The following is a 16,970-nucleotide window of genomic DNA, read 5'->3' on the forward strand; positions in this document are numbered from 1 at the left end:
CGCTCGCTCTCCGCACGCATCTGCGCGCCGTCCACCGAGATGTCATCGCACCTCGGGACGGGCAGCCCTCACTGACGCCTCTTCGCGTCCTCCCCTCCTTCGAGGTGCTCCGATTCTTCTTCTGGAGCGCACTCATGCCTCGTTCAATCCATGGCGGCCGCCACGAACTCGGCCAGAACTTCCTCACCCATCGTCCGACCCTCGCCCGCATCACCGACCTCGTCGGACGCACCTCGGGCTCGATCCTCGAGCTCGGGTGCGGTGACGGCGCACTCACCCGCTCGCTCGCGAGGCTGGGGCGACCCCTCGCGGCGATCGACATCGACGAGCATCGGGTGCATCGCCTGCGAATGGCGCTGCCCGACGTGCGCATCGAGATCGCGGATGCGACGCGCCATCCGCTCGACGCGGAGGTCGTCGTCGGCAACATCCCGTTCCATGTGACGACGCCCATCCTCCGGCGACTTCTGTCGAGCGGTCGGTGGCGTCAGGCGGTCCTGCTGACGCAGTGGGAGGTGGCGCGCAAGCGCGCCGGCGTCGGCGGCGGCACGATGATGACCGCGCAGTCCGCGCCGTGGTTCGAATTCTCTCTGGAGGGCCGCGTCCCGGCCTGGGGGTTCTCACCGCAGCCGAGCGTCGACGGTGGGGTGCTGGCCATCACCCGTCGCGGCTCACCGCTCGTCCCGGCATCCGACCGCGGGGAGTACGAGGCGTTCGTGCGGGCCATGTTCACGGGACGGGGATCGAACCTCGTTGCGGTGGTGGCCACGGCGGCACGTGTACCGATGTCCCGTGCCCGACGTTCCGTCACGGCGGCGGGTGCCGACGACCGGCGTCTTCCCCGCGACCTGCGTCCGGAGCACTGGGCCGCGCTCTGGGATCAGGTCTCGCAGCGATGACGCAGGGGTCCGTCGAGCACGCGATCTGCTCGACGGTCCCGTCGTGGCGTCGACACGCTCAGAGCGCCGCGAGCACCTCCCGCAACCGGACCGCGAACTCCGCGGTGTGATCGACGAACCCGGTGTGATCGCCGGGGAAACGCGTCGGCGCGATGCCGAGCTGTGCGCCGAGCGCGGTCGTGGTGCGCTCGCACAGCTGACCGACCGACTCCTCGCCGATGCCGAGAACCAGGTGGTCCGCGCGTGCGCGCAGCGCTTCGATATCAGGCAGCCAGCGCACGCTCGCCGGCAGCTCGTATCGGAACCAGAACTGCTCGTCGGCGTGGTGCTGCGGATCGACCTCACCGCCGAACCACTGCACCAGTGCCTCTTCGGGCATCGGGATGTTCGCCTGGGCGAAGAACAGACGCCAGGCGCCGATGCGGTCGCCTGAGAGCGCTGCCGTCGTGAGCTCATCGGTGATCCGCCGCTGCTCGACGCGGTCGGGGAGCAGCTCGAGCAGAGGTGGCTCGTGGGCGACGACCGTGGGAGCCAGGTCGGGGCGGGCCTGCGCCAGCGCCAGGCTGGTCACGGCGCCGCCGCTCGAGCCGAAGACGATCGCGGGGCCGAGGTCGACGTGCTCGATCAGTGCCGCGAGGTCGGCGGCCCGGCGCTCCAGAGGCGAGCCCTGGGACGGGTCGTTCAGGATGCTCCGCTTGATGCCGCGCGGGTCGGTCGTCAGCACCGTGTGGTCGGTGGCGAGCTCGTCCGCGAACGGGGCGAAGGCATCGGCGTCCATCGGGGCACCGATCAGGACCATCAGCGGTCCCTCGCCGCGGAGTTCGAAGTGGAGACGCACGTCGGGCAGGTCGAGTGCCGCGCTGGTCATGCTCATGGGTGCTCCTTGTCGTCGTGGTCATCGGACGGCGTGTGCCGAATCCCTGAGTCCAGGGTCGTCCTGAACAGTCGACGACACCACCCCGGTCTGCGACACCGCTGTGTCCCGGGCCGTCGATCCGTCTGTCTGAAGCGGGCGGTAGCCTCGACGCATGTCCGCCTTCGCCACGCTCGCGACCCCGGTCGGGGTGATCGGGGTGGTCAGCGACAGCGTGGCGATCACCCGCGTCACGTGGCGGTCCACTCCGCCTGAGGGCAGCGCACTCCCGGCCAGCCCGACTGCTGATCCGCTGCTCGCCGAGGCACTCGCGCAGCTGGCCGCCTACTTCGCGGGCGAGCTGCGCCGCTTCGACGTTCCGGTTGATCTCGGCGTGCAGACCGTGGCGACGCGAGCCGTCCTCACGGCCCTCCACGAGACGGTCGGGCACGGAGAGACGATCACGTACGGCGGCCTCGCCGCGCGCAGCGGCACCGACGTCCCCGCCCGGGGGATCGGTTCGATCATGGGTGCGAACCCCGTCCCCCTGATCGTGCCCTGTCATCGGGTGGTGGCCGGCGACGGCCTCGGCGGATACTCCGGCGGCGATGCGGGCCAGGGCCTCGAGACCAAGCGCTGGCTGTTGGAGCATGAGGGAGCTCTGCCGACCTCGCTGTTCTGAGCCGGCGCTGCGGCATCCGTCATCCCGTCATCTCACCGACGAACACCCTGCGAGAATGGACGTGCCGAGTCCCGAGCCGAGGAGCCAACGTGCAGTTCATCTCCACCCGCGGCGGCATGCAGCCGCAGTCGTTCAGCGAGACGCTGTTGGAGGGCCTCGCGCCCGACGGCGGACTGGCGGTACCCGAGGTCATGCCGACCGTCGACGGCGAGACGCTCGAACGCTGGCGGGCACTGACCTACCCGCAGCTGGCGACCGAGGTGCTCGGACTCTTCGCGACCGACATCCCGCGCGCTGATCTGGCCCGGATGACCGACGCGGCATACGCCGACTTCCCCGACGGTGTCGTGCCTCTGCGTGCCATCGACGACGAGCTGACGCTCGTCGGACTCTCCGAGGGCCCGACGCTCGCCTTCAAGGACATGGCGATGCAGTTCCTCGGCCAGGTGCTCGAGTACACGCTGGAGCGGAATGACGCGGTGCTCAACATCCTCGGTGCCACCTCGGGCGACACGGGCTCGGCGGCCGAGCACGCCCTTCGCGGTAAGGAGCGCGTCGCGGTGTTCATGCTGTCGCCGCAGGGCCGCATGAGCGCATTCCAGCGGGCGCAGATGTTCTCGCTCGACGACGCGAACGTGCACAACATCGCGGTCGAGGGTGTCTTCGACGACTGCCAGAACCTCGTGAAGAAGCTCGCCGGCGATCTCGACTTCAAGCGCGCGCAGCACCTGGGCGCGGTGAACTCGATCAACCTGGCGCGCATCACGGCGCAGACCGTCTACTACTTCTGGGCGTGGTTGCGGGCGACGGATGCCGGCGGTTGGACCGAGCTGTCCTTCACGGTGCCCTCCGGAAACTTCGGCAACATCCTGTCCGGCTTCTTCGCCAAGCAGATGGGTCTCCCGATCCGTCGCCTCGTGCTCGCCGCGAACGAGAACAACGTCCTCGACGAGTTCTTCCGCTCCGGCGTCTACCGCCCGCGCAGCGCCGCCCAGACGCTCGCGACCTCGAGCCCCTCGATGGACATCTCCAAGGCGTCGAACCTCGAGCGGTTCATCTTCGAGCTCGTCGGCCGTGACCCTGCCCGCGTCGTGGGGGCCTGGGACGACCTCGAGGCCCAGGGGTACTTCGACTTCTCGGCCGATCAGGAGCGCTTCCTCGAGGAGTTCGGCATCGTCAGCGGCACCTCGACGCACGAGGACAGGCTGGCGACGATCCGCTCGGTGTACGAGACGACCGGTGAGGTCATCGACCCGCACACGGCCGACGGTGTCAAGGTCGCGCGCGAATTCGTCGAGCCGGGTGTTCCGATGCTCGTGCTCGAGACGGCCAAGCCGGAGAAGTTCGCGGAGACGATCCACGAGGCCATCGGTGTCGAGCTCGGTTACGCGCCGGAGTTGCAGCAGATGCTCGACGCGCCCCAGCACGTGACCGAGATGGGTGACGACGAGCAGGCTCTCCGCGCCTTCATCGAGACGAACGCGCTGCACTGATCCTCGCGGTGCTCACTCCTCGGGGTCGCCGTGCAGCATCCAGGGGATGCCGAAGCGGTCGACCAGCATCCCGAAGAGCCCGCCCCACGGCGGCACATCCAGCGGCATCGTGATCGTCGCCCCGTCGGCGAGCTTCTCCCAGACCGCCCGCGTGGCGTCCTGCGAATTGCCGCTCAGTGACACCGAGAACCCCTGCGGCTTCTCGTAGGGCATGCCGTCGGGAGAGTCCGACGCCATGAGGACGAGGCCCCCGGGAGCATCGATCTGTGCGTGCATCACGAGGTCCTTCTGGCTCGGATCCTGCGCCATGTCGGGGAACTCTCCGAAGGTGTTGATCACCAGCTCACCACCGAGCACGCTTTGATAGAACTCCATCGCCTCGCGGGCTTCGGTGCGGAACGAGAGATACGGGTTGAGAGCAGGCATGCGGACTCCAGGAGGTGAGAGGTGGGATGGCGGCACCGCTGACGCTCAGTCTGCGCCGCGTGTCTTGCCTCCGCAAGAGGTCCGACGAGGTCGCCCGCGCTCAGGCCGGCAGCGCCTTGACCGCCGCGGTGAGCACCTGCGGAACGGTGGGTACGCCCGTGGCGCGGAACACCTCGACTCCTGAGGAATCGCGGATTATCACGGTCGGCGTGACGTCGATGTCGAGTGCTTCTGCGGCATCGGGATCCTGCGCGACATCGATCTCGGTCACCGTCGCATCCGGCAGGAATCGAGCGGCGTCAGCCAACACGGACCGGGTCCGTGCGCAGGCGCCGCAGAACGACGATGACACCAGGGTCAGCTCCATCCCCACCTCCTCGGATCCGCGATGCTTCTCCCTCGTGCAACCGAAGACCGCGCCGGGCTGTTCCCCGAGCTAGGACGCGAGCCACTCGTCGAACGTCTGGACACCCAGGTCCGCATCGGGGCCGGGCAGAGCATGTCCCGCGCGCATCCCCGCCATCTGGGGCCCCGGCACGTTCAGGGCCGGAATCCAACCGCGATATCCCTCGCGGCGGGCGAAGGCGCGAATCATGTCGGACAGGCTCTCCTCGCGCGGGCCTGCGAAGTCGCGCACGCGACCCTGCGGCGACCCGGCAGCGAGCGCGGCGAGGCGTGCGCCCACTTCGGCGGCAGCCACCGGCTGCGTCCGCGCGTTCGGAGCGAGGTGCAGCGGGCCCACCTTCGCGCGCTCGAACATCTGACCCGCGAACTCATGGAACTGCGTCGCGCGGAGGATCGTCCACGGCACGCGCGAGGCCTCGACGACCTTCTCCTGCGCGACCTTTCCCGCGTAGTAGTCGTACGGGATGCGATCGATCCCGACGATCGACAGCAGCAGGATGTGGCGGATTCCGGCGTCCGCGGCCGCCGACAGCAGGTTCCCGGTCGCGGCGGTGAAGAACTCGATCGCCGCGCTCGCCTTGAGCGTCTGGATGCTCGCGACGTCGATCACCGTGTCGGCGCCCGCGAGAGCGGCATCCAGGCCTTGCCCGGTCACCAGGTCGACTCCCCGTGACCGGCTGAGCACGATCGCCTCATGCCCGGCGGCGCGCACCGCCTCCACGGTGTGACGACCGACCGTCCCGGTTCCTCCTGCGACAGCGATTCTCATGACTGCTCCTTGTTCTTCTCGGTACATCCTTCTCCATGGCTGACCGGACAGGTGCTCGAAATGTGAGACGTCCGCAGAAACTGCTCGCTACGATTCCTCAGAGCGGGCGACCGCTTGACCTTGTCCCGAGGGCAGAGAGCATCGTGAATCCTGTGAGCCACTCCATCGACCTCCTCAGCATCGGTCCCTTCTCCGAGGCCGCCCTGCTCTCGCCGAAGGCCCTGCGCCTCTACGAGAAGCGCGGACTCCTGGTGCCGCATGCGGTGGACCCGGACAACGGGTACCGCTTCTATCGGATCGAGCAGGCGAGGACGGGGCGGCTCATCTCCCTGCTGCGGACGGCGGGTATGAGCCTCGATGCGATCCAGGAGGTGCTTGCGCTGCCTGACGGCGACGCGATCGCGGCTCTGGATGCATTCCGGGATCAGGTGCGGACGTCCGCAGCCTCGACCGCCACGCTCCTCGACCAGGCGCGTGGCCATTTCAGAGGATCACCGATGAACACGAAGTCCCTCACGACCGACATCCGCCCCGAGCAGGCGGTGCTCAGTCTGCTCGTCACGACCTACGTCGGCGAGCTCGACGAACGCATCCGCGAGGCGCACGAGCGATTGAGCGCGCTGGCGGCCGAGCGCGATCTCACCGTCCCCTCCGACGCGTTCGGGATCTTCCATGCCCCGATCACCGCCGACAGCGACGGTCCCATCGAGGTGTGCCTTCCGGTCGACCGCGTCATCCGGGACACCCCGGAGGGAATCCGGAGCCATCGCCTCAGCGGCGGTGCGGCCGTCGTCGTCACGGTCGAGGGAGACGACACGGAGTTCCCCGCGATCCTCGCCGCCTACGACCGCGGTTGCGAGTGGATCGACGAGCAGAAGGCCACCAGGGTGGGCCCGCCACGGGAGATCTGGCACGTGCTTCCGTGGGACGAGTCGCGTCCGGCGCGCATGACGGTGCTCTGGCACTACGCGTAAGCACCGCCCGGCGGCGCTGCGTCCGGGCGGATGCGGCGATGCGGGCGGATGCGGGCGGAGCCGGGGCGCTCGGTACGATGGCGACTGTGACCACATCGACCGTGCGCCCCGGAATCGCCGAGCGGCTTTCGCAGATGATCCGCATCCCGACGGTCTCGGCTGAGCTCGATGAGCGCGGCGCGGCACCGTTCGAGGAGTTCGTCGCACTGATCGCCGAGCTTTATCCCCTGACGCACGAGCACCTGCGCCTCGAACGGCACACCGACTTCGGTCTGCTGTTCCACTGGCAGGGCACGGGCGCGGCATCGGGCGGACCGGTGGTGCTGATGGCGCACTACGACGTCGTCCCGGTCGATGAGAGCGACCCCTGGACCCATCCGCCCTTCGACGGCGTGATCGCCGACGGTTCGGTGTTCGGCCGCGGCGCCTTGGACGACAAGGGTCCGCTCATCGTCGTGCTCGAAGCGGTCGAGAATCTGCTCGCCGACGGGTTCGCCCCGTCCCGCGATGTGTACCTCTCGTTCGGCGGCAACGAGGAGACGTATGGAAAGGCAGCCGAGGAGATCGCGCGAGTGCTGCGTGAACGCGGCGTCGTGCCCTGGCTCGTGGTCGACGAGGGCGGTGCCGTCGTCGACGCGCCCCTGCCGTTCGTCCCCGGGCGGGCGGCGATGATCGGCGTCGGCGAGAAGGGCGTGATGACGCTCCGGGTGTCGGCGCGCGGCGAGGGCGGTCATGCCTCGGCTCCGCCGTCGCGCACCGCTGTGCGACGCATCGGGAGGGCCGTCGACCGTCTCGGACCCGCCACCTTCCGCCCTCGCGCCTCGAAAGCGGTCCTGCGGATGCTGTCGCAGCTGGCGGCGCAGACGCCGGGGCCGGCCCGCCACCTGCTGCGGTTCCTCGGAGCGGCGCCGCTCGTCACCGGTCAGGTGTTCGCGGCGCTCGGCGGTGAACCGGCGGCGCTCGTGCGCACCACGGTCGCCCCGACGATGCAGTCCGGCGGGACGGCCGCGAATGTGCTGCCCTCCCAGGCCTCCGCGACCGTCAACCTCCGCATCGCGCTGGGGGAGACGACGCAGCAGACCGTGTACCGGGTGCGCCGCCGCATCCGCGATCCGCTCGTGTCCGTCGAGGTGGTCGAGGCCAGTGAGCCCTCGCCGGAATCGCCCACCGACAACGCGCAGTTCGCGCTGCTCGCGGCCGCGCTCGAGGTCTCGCATCCCGGGGTTCCGGCGGTGCCGTACGTGATGATGGCCGCCACCGACTCCCGGCACTTCCACCGCTTCTCGCCGGCGGTCTACCGCTTCGCTCCGTTGGACATGTCGAACGCGCAGCGCGCCTCGATCCACGGCGTCGACGAGAGCGTCGAGATCGCCGCGCTGGAGCGCGGAGAGCGATTCCATCGCGCGCTTCTCGAACGGCTAGGGTGATCTCACCCTCCTCCCGCCTCGAGCGGGAGTACCCGAACAAGAAGCAGGAGACGCGATGACGCGCACCCGCACTCTGGGCACCCTCGCCGTCGTCGTCGGCTTCCTCGCGTTCGTGGAGTTCACGAGCGGCGTGCTGCAGGGCTATTACACGCCCATGCTCAGCGATATCGCCCGCCACCTCGGCATCCACGACGCCGACGTCAACTGGCTCGAGGGTGCGCAGCTCATGCTGTCGGCGCTGGTCGTCCCGGCGTTCGCGAAGCTCGGCGACATGGTCGGCCATAAGCGGATGCTGCTGATCTCCACCGCCGTCACCGCGGCGGCGGCCCTGGTGCTGCCGTTCACGGACTCCTTCGGCGTGTTCCTCGCGGCCTGGGCGCTCATGGGTTTCTACGTCGTCTGGCTCCCGCTCGAGATCGCCCTGATCTGGTCGCGGTCGCGCCGCATGGAAGGACGCTCCTCGATCACGGCCAAGGCGGCCGGTCTCCTGGTCGCCGCCCTCGAAGGCGGTGCGATCATCGGCGCTCTCGTCGGCGGCGCACTGATCGACGTTCTGCCGCTCACGGTCGTCCTCCTGGTTCCGGCCGTGCTCATCATCGTGTGCTTCTTCGTGATCCTGTTCGGAGTCAAGGAGTCGCCCGAGCCCAGCGGCGGGATCTTCGACACGGTCGGCCTCGTGCTGATCTCTCTGGCCCTCGTCTGCTTCACCGGCGGACTCAGCCTGCTCCGCCTCGAGGGCGGTCTCGTGAATCCGTGGTCCTGGGCCGTGGTCGTCTTCGGCGTGCTGCTGGTGATCCCGTTCGTGCTCTGGGAGCTGCGCTGCGACGACCCCCTCATCGATGTGCGCATGTTCCGCTCGCCCGCGCTCGGACCGGTGTTCCTCACCGCGGGCCTCTTCGGCGTCAGCGTGCTCGGTGCACAGGCTCCACTGTCGACGTTCGCGCGCACCGACCCGTCGATCTACGGCTACGGTCTCGGCACGAGCGGGTTCGCGACCTCACTCATCATCGGCGTGTACCTCGTGGCGATGATCGCGGGTGCGCTGCTGTTCCCGACCATCGCACGATGGGCGACTCCTCGGGTCACGCTGATGGGCGCTTCGGTGCTGGTGGGGCTCGGCTTCCTCCTCTTCCTGCCGTTCCATGACACCTACGGTCAGGTCATCACGAACATGGTCGTCGTGGGCCTCGGCTCCGGCGCGCTGGTCGCGGCTCTCCCCGCTGCCGCCGCATCTGCCGCGCCCGCGACGCAGACCGGAGTCGCGACGGGTCTCACCAACTCGGTGAAGACCGTGGGCGGGGCGATCGCCTCGTGCGTCTTCGGCATCGCGCTGCTGCACGGTGTCGCCACCACCGCCGGTGCGACCGAGGGGACCGCGGGTTCGCTCGCGGGGTACTTCACCGTCTGGATCGTCTGCGGTGTCACCGCGCTCGTCGCGGCCGTCATCCTCGTGTTCGTGCCGAAGACCGCGTTCACCGACCGGTCGGTCGACGCGGAGGTCGCCCCGGTCGTCTGAAGTCGGGGCTGATCATTCCCGATCGAGACCGAACGTGCGCTTCACGATGGCCTGCACGTCGCCGTCGAGCCCGTCGATGCGCGTGTTCACGGCATCGAACCGCGTGTCCACGGCGTCGAACCGCGTGTTCACCGCATCGAATCGGGCGTTCATCTCGTTGCGGAGTCCGCCGATCTCACTGCGGACGACGTGGATGAACAGCGTGGAGACCACGGTGAGAGTGCTGAACATCAGCGCGCTGAACGCCCCGATCATGGTCCAGATCTGCGCGTCATTCATGAATTCCACCCCGTCATCGTCGCATCGATTCCGCAAGCTTGCCAGGCCACGGGCAGCGAAGATATCGGTGACCCGGGAGGTGGGGACAGGACGTTTTCGAGCGTGTCGGGGGAGGAGTAGTCGTGCCGCTCTGACGAGGGCGACGAGGATGCCGCCGGAGCCGGGCGGCGCGATCTCCGCCGCCCGGCTCCTTGTCTCAATCGCCCTTCACGTTGACGAGCTGCCGCAGCGTGTGCCGGATCGATACGAGGCTCGCGGCATCCGCCATCACCCGGTCGATCGGCTTGTACGCCTGCGGGATCTCGTCGACGAAGGCGTCCGTGTCACGGAACTCGATGCCCGTCATCGCCTCCCGCAGCTGGTCGTGGGTGAACGCCCGCCTCGCGGCCGACCGGGAGTACTCCCGACCCGCCCCGTGCGGCGAGGAGTTCAGCGACTGCGGGTCGCCGAGTCCCTCGACCACGTAGGAGGCGGTGCCCATCGATCCGGGGATGAGCCCCGGCCGACCGGCGTCCGCCTGGATCGCGCCCTTCCGTGACACCCACACCTGCTTGCCGTAGTGCTTCTCCGACTCGGTGAAGTTGTGGTGGCAGTTGATGCGCTCCTGCTCGTCGACCGCGGTGCCGAGGAACTCGGACACCTGCCGGATGACCCGGTCCATCATCTCCTCCCGGTTCAGCAGGGCGAAGCGCTGTGCCCACCGCAGCTCCCGGATGTAACGGGTGAACTCCTCGGTGCCCTCGACGAGGTACGCCAGGTCGGGGTCGGGGAGGTCGATCCACCACTGCTTGCACAGCCGCTGCGCGACCGAGATGTGCTTCATGGCGATCTTGTTGCCGACGCCTCGGGACCCCGAGTGCAGGAACAGCCACACCCGGTCGAGCTCGTCGACCGACACCTCGATGAAGTGGTTGCCCGAACCGAGCGTGCCCAGCTGCAGCCGCCAGTTGCCGGCGTAGCTCGCGGGGTCGAGGCCGTTCTTCTCCGCGAGCTGCTCGAGCTCGGCGATGCGCGGCTCCGCGGTCGCGACGACCTTGCGGTTGTATCGGCCGGCCGACAACGGGATGGCGCGTTCGATCTGCTCCCGAAGCTCCGCGAGGTCGCGACCTTCCAGGTCGCTCCTCGTGAACTGGGTGCGGACGGCGATCATGCCGCAGCCGATGTCGACACCGACGGCCGCGGGGATGATCGCGCCGAGCGTCGGGATGACCGAGCCGACCGTCGCCCCCTTGCCGAGGTGCGCATCCGGCATCAGTGCCAGGTGCGGGTGGATGAACGGCATGCGGGCCGTGGTGTGCGCCTGAGCGAGTGTCTTCTCGTCGATCAGCGACGCCCACGACAGCAGCCGTGCGGAGAGCCTCTCCATGATTCCTTTCCTTGTGGTGGTGGTCAGCCACAGGTCAGGGTGCTCTCCAACGGAAAACGCCCCGGACCTGACGGTGCGGGGCGTTGCGAGAGCGGATGCTGTCACACGGCGCGCGCCGGAGGGTACGACTTGTTGCGGTCATTGCGCTTCGACTGAAGCTGCAACACCGCTGCGATGGGAAGGTTCCGCTGGGCGTTCATCCGTCGACTCCTCGGCTGGCGTGCTGGGCCGATCGGCACAGCTTTGCCACATTAGGGGGCGACACGCCCGGGAGTCAAGCCGTCTCGCGCGGCGGGTTGTACATGAACTCGATGCGGATGCCGTCGGCGTCTTCGACGAAAGAGGCGTAGTAGCGCTCGGAGTAACGGGGATACTCCTTGGGGTCGCGCACGGCGGTCCAGCCCGCATCCAACGCGATCGTGTGCAGGCGTTCGACCTCGTCGCGCGTCGGAACGGCGAAGGCGATGTGCTGCCAGCCGATCTTGCCGTGCCGGTGCGGGGAGGAGTCCTCGTCCCAGGTGTACAGGATGATCTCGGTCTCGTCGCCGTTGTTCCACGAGACCGAGTGGTCGTCTTCGCCGCCGCTCTGATAGCCCAGAGCCGTGAGGACCGGATGGAACTGCGCGCGGCCGCGCTCGAGGTCGTCGACGGTGATGCCCAGATGATCCAGAAGTGCCATGCGGCCCAGTCTTCCAGAAACGCTCTATCCCGTCAGGGGGCGATCTTCCCGAATGTGGCGGGGTCGACGGGCCGTTGGCGACGAGGGAGGTTCTCCACGACGAGGAGGTACGACTCGGTCACCAGCTCCCGGACGAGGTCCTGCGGCAGCTCGCCGCCGGGGCGGAGCGAGATCCAGTGCTTCTTGTTCATGTGATAGCCGGGGATGATGTCATCGAACTGCCGGCGAAGCGCGTCGCCGTCTTCGGGTGCCGACTTGAGGGTCACCATCGCCTCGCCGGTGGCCGAAGTGAGCAGCATGAACACCTTGTCGCGCACTTTGAACACGTCCCATTCGGGGCCGAAAGGATGCTCGAGTCGAGCCCCCGGCAGTTCCTCGGCGCGGTCGCGCGCACACTGCTGCAGGCGGTCACCTTTCATGAGCACTCCACCCTCGAGACAATGAGAACCACGGTGACACCACCGTACCCACCTGCACCGACAGAGACGGCGGCGGAGCCGGAGAACAGGATCAGTGCGGCGCGTGGTACTCGGCTTCGCCGCGCTTCCAGTAGCCCTTCACGACGGCGTTCGCGGTGTCGACGCCCCAGCGGCCGAGCAGCGCACGGCCTGGCTTGACGATCGACTGCTCAGCGGCGATGAAGACGAACGGGTCGGAGCCCACGGCGTCTTCGGCGGTCAGGCGCTCGAGGAAGGCGATGAGCGCGGAGCCGGAAGGAGCATCGCCGCGGTGCAGCCACTCGACCTCGACCGGCGCTTCGATGTCGAACTCGCGGCCCTGATTGACGGTCTCCACCACGATGCGTGCCGGGGTTCCCTCGGGGATCAGCGCGGCGAAGCGGCGGATCGCGGGGATCGCCGTCTCGTCGCCGACGAGCAGCCATCCACCGGGCTCGCCGACCAGCACGGCCGACCCGCGGGGGCCGCCGACGCCGATGGACGAACCGAGCGGAGCCGTCGCCGCCCACGGCGCCGCGACGCCCTGATCGCCGTGCACGGCGAACTCGACGTCGAGCCAGTCGTCGCCCCAGTCCAGCGGCGTGTACTCACGGCTCGGAGAAGCACGCAGCTCCTCGACGGAGCCGACCGGCCCCGCCGGGAAGAACAGCCGCATGTGGTCGTCCGAGCCCAGCGACTCGAAGCCGGCGAGGTCGGAGCCGGTCAGCCGCACCCGCACGAAGTCCGGAGCCAGCCATTCGCGGGCGCTCAGAGTCACGGTGCGGAAGCGCAGCTCGAGGCCGCGACGCTCGATCGAGAAGCCGAATTTCGTATCGCTCATGAAGTAAGGCTAACCTAAATAAGTCGAGGGAAGGGCACCCTAACCTCGACGTCCCGGCGCCATCGTGTGCGCACAGATCCCGCAGAACAGGAGTCTCTCCATGTCCGTGCCCAGAACCCTCACCGCCACGAGCGCCGCGCTCGTCGGCCTCCTCGCCCTCGCCGGCTGCGCTTCCGGCAGCACGGCTGAACCTGCGAAGGACGAACCCGCGGCGGCATCCGTCACGATCGAGGACAACACCGGCACGCACGAGATCGCGACCCCTCCGGCCTCCATCGTCGCCCTCGACAACCGCACCTTCCAGACGCTCTCGGACTGGGGAGTCGAGCTCTCGGCCGGCGCCGTCGCGCTCATGCCGGAGACCGTGTCGTACGTGAAGGACGACGGCATCGTCGACATCGGTCTGCACAGCGAGCCCGACCTCGAGGCCGTCGTCGCGGTCGAACCCGACCTCATCATCAGCGGCCAGCGCTTCACCCAGCACAACGCGGCCATCGCCGACCTCGTCCCCGACGCGACGATCATCGATCTCGAGCCCCGCGAGGGCGAGCCCTTCGACGCGGAGCTCAAGCGCCAGGTCACCGTGCTCGGCGAGATCTTCGGCAAGCAGGACGAGGCGCAGAAGCTGGTGGACGATTTCGACGCGGCCGTCGAGCGAGCCCAGGCCGCCTACGACGACGCCGACACCGTCATGGCCGTGAACACCTCCGGCGGCGAGATCGGGTACCTCGCCCCGACCGTCGGCCGCTCACTCGGCCCGATCTACGACATCCTCGGCCTGACTCCCGCGCTCGAGGTCGAGGACGCGACCGACGACCACCAGGGCGACGACATCTCGGTCGAGGCGATCGCAGCCTCGAACCCCGACTGGATCCTCGTGCTCGACCGCGACGCCGTGTTCGCTGCGGAGACCCCCGACTACGTCCAGGCGGCCGAGATCCTGGAGAGCTCCGAGGCCCTCTCCAGCGTCACGGCGGTCAAGGACGAGCAGATCGTCTACATGCCCACCAACACCTACCTGAACGAGGGCATCCAGACCTACACGACGTTCCTCGAGGACTTCGCCGACGCACTCGAGGCCGCGAAGAACTGAGGTAACGCGGCGGCATCCGGATGACCCGGGTGCCGCCGCACCGTCATCATGGTCTCCACCGACATCACCCAGCCGTCCCGGAATGCCGGGCGGCTCTTCGACGGCACGCTGCTCATCGGCGTGCTCGTCGTCGTCGTGCTCCTCGTCATCTCGCTCTTCACCGGCGTGTACGACATCGCCGGAGCCGACGACGGCGCGGAGATGTTCCAGATCACGCGCGTCCCCCGCACGATCGCCCTCGTCCTCTCGGGGGCGGCGATGGCGATGGCAGGCCTCGTGATGCAGCTGCTCACCCAGAACCGTTTCGTCGAACCCACCACCACCGGAACCACTGAGTGGGCAGGACTCGGGCTCTTGACGGTCATGATCCTCGTCCCGCAACCGTCGCTCCCGCTGCGGATGGCCGGAGCGGTGCTCGCGGCGTTCGTCGGCACGATGGTGTTCTTCGCCTTCCTGCGCCGCGTCGCCCTCAAGTCCTCGCTCATCGTCCCGATCGTCGGCATCATGCTCGGCGCGGTCGTCGGCGCCCTGTCGACCTATCTCGCTCTCGCCACCAACTCCCTGCAGATCTTGGGCGTCTGGTTCGCCGGCAGCTTCACCTCGGTGATGCGCGGCCAGTACGAGATGCTGTGGATCGTCGCGATCATCGGCGTGATCGTCTTTCTCGTCGCCGACCGCCTGACCATCGCGGGGCTCGGCGAAGAGGTCGCCACGAACGTCGGGGTGAACTACAACCGGATCATCCTGCTCGGCACGGTGCTGATTGCCGTGACGACGGGGGTGGTCACGGTCGTCGTCGGCAACCTGCCCTTCCTCGGCTTGATCGTGCCGAACATCGTCTCGATGGTGCGCGGTGATGACCTGCGCAGCAACCTGCCCTGGGTGTGCCTGCTCGGCATCGCGATCGTCACGGTGTGCGACATCATCGGGCGCACCATCATCATGCCGTTCGAGGTACCGGTGTCGCTGATCCTCGGGGTCGTCGGCGCCGTGGTGTTCGTGCTGCTCCTGTTGAGGCAGCGTCGACGTGGTTAGCGGCGTGGGGGAGCAGTTGACGACGACCCCGGCGACGCGCTCGGCCGGCTCGTTCACGACCCCGCGTGCGCGTCGGCGCTACCTGATCGTGCTGGGCATCCTCATCGTCCTGGCAGCGGGATCCGGATTCGGCCTCCTCGCGTGGGGGAACCCCATGCCCGTCGGATCGACGGGGTTCTGGCGCATCGCCCAGCATCGCGCGATCGATGTGACGGTGATGGCGCTCGTCGCGGTCGCGCAGGCCATCGCCACCGTGAGCTTCCAGACTGTCACCAACAACCGCATCATCACCCCGTCGATCATGGGCTTCGAGTCGCTCTACCGCGTCGTTCAGACCTCGACCGTCTACCTGTTCGGGGTGGCCGGGCTCGTGGCGATCCAGGGGGTCGGCCAGTTCGCGATCCAGGTCGTGATCATGGTCGGGCTCGCGGTCGCGCTTTACGGCTGGCTGCTGTCCGGTCGATACGGGAACCTGCAGATCATGCTCCTGGTAGGCATCGTGATCGGCGGCGGACTGGGCGCGATCGCCACGTTCATGCAGCGACTGCTCACGCCCAGCGAGTTCGACGTGCTCGCCGCCCGGCTGTTCGGCAACGTCTCCAACGCCGATCCCTCCTACCTCCCGTTGGCGGTCCCGCTCGTCATCGCGGCATCTGCGCTGCTCTGGCTGCGGTCCCGCCGGCTGAACCTGATGGCCTTGGGTCCGGATGCCGCGCGCTCCCTCGGCGTCGACCATCGCCGCGAGCTCTTCATCGTGCTCTTCCTGGTGGCCGTGCTGATGGCGACCTCGACCGCGCTCGTCGGTCCGATGACGTTCCTCGGATTCCTGGTGGCGACGCTGGCGTATCAGTTCGCCGACACGCACGACCATCGGCTCATATTTCCCGTCGCGGTGCTCACGGCGTTCACCATCCTCGCGGGCGCGTACTTCGTGATGAAGAACGTCTTCTACGCGCAGGGGATGGTGTCGATCCTGATCGAGCTCGTCGGCGGCACCGTGTTCCTCATAGTCATCCTCAGAAAGGGCAGACTGTGATCGCACTCGACGGCGTCCGCCGTGACTACAGCAGCGAGGTCGCGATCGGCCCCGTCGACCTCGAGATCCCCGCCGGCGGTATCACCGCGCTCATCGGACCCAACGGCGCCGGCAAGTCGACCCTGCTGACGATGATCGGTCGGTTGAACGGCATGGATGCCGGCGCGATCGAGATCGCCGGACTCGATGTCGCCTCCACCAAGTCGAAGGACCTGGCGAAGGTCGTGTCGATCCTGCGCCAGGAGAACCACTTCGTCACCCGGCTCACCGTGCGCCAGCTGGTGGGTTTCGGACGCTTTCCGCACTCGAAGGGGCGGCTGACTCGGGCGGACGAGGAGATCATCAGCCAGGCGATCGACTTCCTCGATCTCGGGCCTCTCGAGGGGCGCTATCTCGACGAGCTCTCCGGCGGGCAGCGCCAGCGCGCCTACGTCGCGATGGTCTTGGCGCAGGACACCGAGTTCGTGCTGCTGGACGAGCCGCTCAACAACCTCGACATGCGGCACGCGGTGCAGATGATGAAGCACCTGCGCCGGGCGGCAGAGGAGCTCGGACGGACGATCGTCATCGTGCTGCACGACATCAACTTCGCCGGGCACTACTCCGACCACATCTGCGCCATGAAGGACGGAGCGGTGGTGGAGTTCGGGCCACCGGCCGAGATCATGACCGACGATGTGCTCACGCGGGTGTTCGACACCCCGGTCCGTGTCGTCGAGGGGCCGTCGGGGCCGCTCGCCGTCTACTACTGAGCGGACCG

19 protein-coding genes are annotated in these 16,970 nt (G+C 68.2%); 10 read left to right on the forward strand and 9 right to left on the reverse strand.

What is annotated here, in order from left to right; all coding sequences use genetic code 11:
- The first annotated feature begins 134 nt into the window (after positions 1-134).
- Entirely contained in the window at positions 135-899 is a 765-nt protein-coding gene (erm, locus tag HCX50_RS10180; RefSeq protein ID WP_167634181.1) for a 23S ribosomal RNA methyltransferase Erm, read from the forward strand.
- 58 nt (positions 900-957) lie between these two features.
- Here the strand turns inward: erm and HCX50_RS10185 are convergent, their stop codons facing one another.
- Positions 958-1,773, reverse strand: a complete 816-nt coding sequence (locus HCX50_RS10185; protein ID WP_167634183.1) for an alpha/beta fold hydrolase — start codon at positions 1,771-1,773, stop codon at positions 958-960.
- Positions 1,774-1,927: 154 nt separating this feature from the next.
- Between HCX50_RS10185 and HCX50_RS10190 the strand changes: the two genes are divergently transcribed.
- Positions 1,928-2,434, forward strand: coding sequence for a methylated-DNA--[protein]-cysteine S-methyltransferase (locus tag HCX50_RS10190; RefSeq protein ID WP_167634185.1), 507 nt, complete (start codon positions 1,928-1,930; stop codon positions 2,432-2,434).
- Between the two features lie 89 nt (positions 2,435-2,523).
- A complete protein-coding gene (gene thrC / locus HCX50_RS10195; protein WP_167634187.1) occupies positions 2,524-3,927 on the forward strand; it encodes a threonine synthase in 1,404 nt (467 codons plus the stop codon).
- A 12-nt stretch (positions 3,928-3,939) separates the two neighbouring features.
- On the opposite strand, the gene HCX50_RS10200 is transcribed toward thrC, so the two are convergent.
- The 3 genes from HCX50_RS10200 to HCX50_RS10210 form a co-directional block, all read right to left on the reverse strand.
- Positions 3,940-4,353: a VOC family protein gene (locus tag HCX50_RS10200; RefSeq protein WP_091035482.1), complete on the reverse strand. Its 414-nt coding sequence runs from the start codon at positions 4,351-4,353 to the stop codon at positions 3,940-3,942.
- A 100-nt stretch (positions 4,354-4,453) separates the two neighbouring features.
- Positions 4,454-4,720, reverse strand: coding sequence for a glutaredoxin domain-containing protein (locus HCX50_RS10205; RefSeq protein WP_167634189.1), 267 nt, complete (start codon positions 4,718-4,720; stop codon positions 4,454-4,456).
- 69 nt (positions 4,721-4,789) lie between these two features.
- Positions 4,790-5,527, reverse strand: coding sequence for an SDR family oxidoreductase (locus HCX50_RS10210; protein WP_167634191.1), 738 nt, complete (start codon positions 5,525-5,527; stop codon positions 4,790-4,792).
- A 152-nt stretch (positions 5,528-5,679) separates the two neighbouring features.
- On the opposite strand from HCX50_RS10210, the gene HCX50_RS10215 reads away from it, so the two are divergent.
- The 3 genes from HCX50_RS10215 to HCX50_RS10225 all read left to right on the forward strand — a co-directional run bounded on the left by HCX50_RS10215 (position 5,680) and on the right by HCX50_RS10225 (position 9,444).
- Positions 5,680-6,501 (forward strand): MerR family transcriptional regulator, encoded by an 822-nt coding sequence (locus HCX50_RS10215; RefSeq protein WP_167634193.1) that lies wholly within the window; start codon positions 5,680-5,682, stop codon positions 6,499-6,501.
- Between the two features lie 86 nt (positions 6,502-6,587).
- Positions 6,588-7,928, forward strand: coding sequence for a M20/M25/M40 family metallo-hydrolase (locus tag HCX50_RS10220; protein ID WP_167634195.1), 1,341 nt, complete (start codon positions 6,588-6,590; stop codon positions 7,926-7,928).
- Between the two features lie 55 nt (positions 7,929-7,983).
- The gene (locus tag HCX50_RS10225) at positions 7,984-9,444 is read left to right on the forward strand and encodes an MFS transporter (protein WP_167634196.1); all 1,461 of its coding nucleotides are present in this window, start codon (positions 7,984-7,986) and stop codon (positions 9,442-9,444) included.
- A 12-nt stretch (positions 9,445-9,456) separates the two neighbouring features.
- On the opposite strand, the gene HCX50_RS10230 is transcribed toward HCX50_RS10225, so the two are convergent.
- From HCX50_RS10230 to HCX50_RS10250, 5 genes are all read right to left on the reverse strand, one after another.
- Complete coding sequence (locus tag HCX50_RS10230) at positions 9,457-9,723, reverse strand: hypothetical protein (protein ID WP_205829010.1); 267 nt, start codon at positions 9,721-9,723, stop codon at positions 9,457-9,459.
- Between the two features lie 196 nt (positions 9,724-9,919).
- Positions 9,920-11,089 carry an RtcB family protein gene (locus HCX50_RS10235; RefSeq protein ID WP_167634198.1) on the reverse strand — a complete coding sequence of 390 codons (1,170 nt, stop codon included), beginning with the start codon at positions 11,087-11,089 and terminating at the stop codon, positions 9,920-9,922.
- A 274-nt stretch (positions 11,090-11,363) separates the two neighbouring features.
- Positions 11,364-11,768: a VOC family protein gene (locus HCX50_RS10240; protein WP_091035463.1), complete on the reverse strand. Its 405-nt coding sequence runs from the start codon at positions 11,766-11,768 to the stop codon at positions 11,364-11,366.
- Positions 11,769-11,800: 32 nt separating this feature from the next.
- Positions 11,801-12,187 carry an MmcQ/YjbR family DNA-binding protein gene (locus HCX50_RS10245; protein WP_091035904.1) on the reverse strand — a complete coding sequence of 129 codons (387 nt, stop codon included), beginning with the start codon at positions 12,185-12,187 and terminating at the stop codon, positions 11,801-11,803.
- 91 nt (positions 12,188-12,278) lie between these two features.
- Complete coding sequence (locus tag HCX50_RS10250; protein WP_167634200.1) at positions 12,279-13,046, reverse strand: siderophore-interacting protein; 768 nt, start codon at positions 13,044-13,046, stop codon at positions 12,279-12,281.
- Between the two features lie 100 nt (positions 13,047-13,146).
- On the opposite strand from HCX50_RS10250, the gene HCX50_RS10255 reads away from it, so the two are divergent.
- The 4 genes from HCX50_RS10255 to HCX50_RS10270 are packed head-to-tail and all read left to right on the forward strand — an operon-like array spanning position 13,147 to position 16,962.
- A complete protein-coding gene (locus HCX50_RS10255; protein WP_167634219.1) occupies positions 13,147-14,139 on the forward strand; it encodes a siderophore ABC transporter substrate-binding protein in 993 nt (330 codons plus the stop codon).
- 48 nt (positions 14,140-14,187) lie between these two features.
- Positions 14,188-15,174 (forward strand): ABC transporter permease, encoded by a 987-nt coding sequence (locus HCX50_RS10260; RefSeq protein WP_167634221.1) that lies wholly within the window; start codon positions 14,188-14,190, stop codon positions 15,172-15,174.
- Entirely contained in the window at positions 15,167-16,210 is a 1,044-nt protein-coding gene (locus HCX50_RS10265; protein WP_337749462.1) for an iron chelate uptake ABC transporter family permease subunit, read from the forward strand. The genes HCX50_RS10260 and HCX50_RS10265 overlap by 8 nt, the downstream gene beginning before the upstream one ends.
- Positions 16,207-16,962, forward strand: a complete 756-nt coding sequence (locus tag HCX50_RS10270) for an ATP-binding cassette domain-containing protein (RefSeq protein WP_167634223.1) — start codon at positions 16,207-16,209, stop codon at positions 16,960-16,962. Before HCX50_RS10265 ends, HCX50_RS10270 begins: the two co-directional genes overlap by 4 nt.
- The last annotated feature ends 8 nt before the right edge of the window (positions 16,963-16,970 follow it).

Source organism: Microbacterium sp. B19(2022) (assembly GCF_012030385.1).
GTDB lineage: Bacteria > Actinomycetota > Actinomycetes > Actinomycetales > Microbacteriaceae > Microbacterium > Microbacterium oxydans_B.